The sequence below is a fragment of the Photobacterium sp. MCCC 1A19761 genome (assembly GCF_037389125.1).
In the GTDB taxonomy this organism is placed as follows: domain Bacteria; phylum Pseudomonadota; class Gammaproteobacteria; order Enterobacterales; family Vibrionaceae; genus Photobacterium.
Genome location: NZ_JAZGTF010000014.1, coordinates 1 through 1,952, shown reverse-complemented (window position 1 = coordinate 1,952; position 1,952 = coordinate 1). Strand labels below are relative to the sequence as shown.

The window sequence follows — 1,952 nt, the reverse complement described above, 5'->3', positions numbered from 1 at the left end:
ACGTGGAAATATCGAAAGCGGAGCAGACCAGTTCAGTGGATTCTTGCTCTCTCAACTGGTCTATCAGGGCGTACGTTCGAACTCGTCCGCCATCAAGAGAGCTGTGGCCTTTTTTAAAATCGCTTTTTCGCGTTCTAGCCGGTTGATACGAGCCTCAAGCTCTTGGATCTTTTGCTGCTCTGGAGTCAAAGCCTTGTTGCTGGGAGTCTTTCCACCACGCTCAGCCTGGAGTTGACTGACCCACCGACGGAGGACTGTCTCCCCAACATCTAAAGAGCGGCTGGCTTCAGCGACCGAATAGCCTTGATCCAATACCAGACATGCGGCTTCCAATTTGAACTCATCAGTAAATGAGCGACGCTTTCTTGTCATTAAACACCTCTTGTTACGGTGGCAAGTTTACCACCTAAATTGGTGTCCGGAATCAATAGACCACTACACTATCAAGGGCTAGTTTAGAAAGTAACCCGACGCTAGTTTTTTCAAAAATGTAGTAAAGAGGCTCGTTAGTAGTCAGTTCCATAACTAAGTCCATATCCAGACGATTTATTAAGGGGAATCACAAAGTCTTTTATATCAGATACATTTGTTAAACTGTCCATATTTTGATCTTAGGTTTTAAAACAGTTGACTCAAGGTGTACGTATGAGTAAAAACTGCAAGCAACTTGGGGAGTAAGCAATATCTGGCTACACAGTTGAAGGTTATCAATACGCAAACCATATTAATCTGTACATCACTAATTTAGGAAAGCGTATAACACACTTTTGCCCAATAGTGCGCTAAACGTACACTGCGATCATGTATCAATCCAAGACACCTTCTCTTAATTCATGCGAACATTTCTGTAAGAAAATTTCTTTCAGTTAATAATAGAGTTAAATCAATAGTTCACGATAAAATCAACTTATGGTTGTTTCAGCAAGTTTTTAGGCCCGCTTTTGAGCGGCCTTTTTATATGTGAACATCGTATCGTGACAACTACCACACTTCTCGCGGTTATCTCACCTTGTGACCAAGCAGCCTCAACCATAAGTCGCATCAGGACATGAACGCTCTGGTTGAAATAGTCCCGATTGGAACGCCGTACCTCCACTCATCTATCCACCCCGAAAGGCGCAAAAGGAAGTTATCCCGACCCGAAACCACTGGGCTCAGGGGAGATATGCACAATTTCAGGGGATAACTGCAACGCGAAAAAAACGGGAGGCGTTTGCCTCCCATACTCTGGTGTTATCCGGGACGACTTATCAGACCCCGGTCCAGTGGAACTCAATGCGCAGGCCGCTCGGGTCGTAGCACATCATATGCATCGCCGGGCCTTCGCGGATCAGCTCGGGAGCGAACTCGATCTCAATCCCGTTCGAGGCGAGTTTGTCATAGACCTCAAACAACGAAGCTTTGCTGTCGACCCGGATCGCCAGGTGATGCAAGCCGACGTTGGTTTTGCGATCAAACGGCGTCGGGTTGTCCGTTTGAGTCGCCCACAAGGTCAGCATGATTGCACCGTCGCTGACGAAGATCGCCGGATAATCATCCCGCCGCTTGATTTCCTTCCATCCCAACAGAGATGTGAAAAAACGCGCGCTCTCTTCCAGTTGCGAGACGGCCAGGCCGATGTGATGAACCCCTTGCGTTAACGGCAAATCCATTTGTTTCTCCTTGATATTCAATCAATATAATGGCCGACAACCCACAGTTGCCAGCAAGTTTCCTGCGCGCCAGACTCAGTCTTGCGCCATGATGGCTTCCTCGGCGACCACAACGGCCTTGGCTTTGCTGCCGGTAAAATCGGCGGCAGCCAGTGCCTTGACGCCCAGGCGATAAATCTTCTCGTAGCCGGTAACTTCGCCGAATTCTGCCCGGACGATCATCCCTTCAAGGAAGGTCATCAGGGCTTCGGTTTTCGCTTCCACGCCCGGCTCGCCCGGCTCAAATGTTGAAAACAACAG

At 48.3% G+C, this 1,952-nt stretch carries 1 protein-coding gene and 2 pseudogenes; all 3 read right to left on the bottom strand.

The window, feature by feature from the left end:
- Positions 1-372 (bottom strand): annotated as a pseudogene (locus tag VV869_RS14805) (transposase); the annotation flags it as partial.
- Between the two features lie 878 nt (positions 373-1,250).
- Positions 1,251-1,652 carry a VOC family protein gene (locus VV869_RS14800; protein ID WP_337735698.1) on the bottom strand — a complete coding sequence of 134 codons (402 nt, stop codon included), beginning with the start codon at positions 1,650-1,652 and terminating at the stop codon, positions 1,251-1,253.
- A gap of 75 nt (positions 1,653-1,727) precedes the next feature.
- Positions 1,728-1,952, bottom strand: a pseudogene (locus VV869_RS14795) (hypothetical protein); the annotation flags it as partial.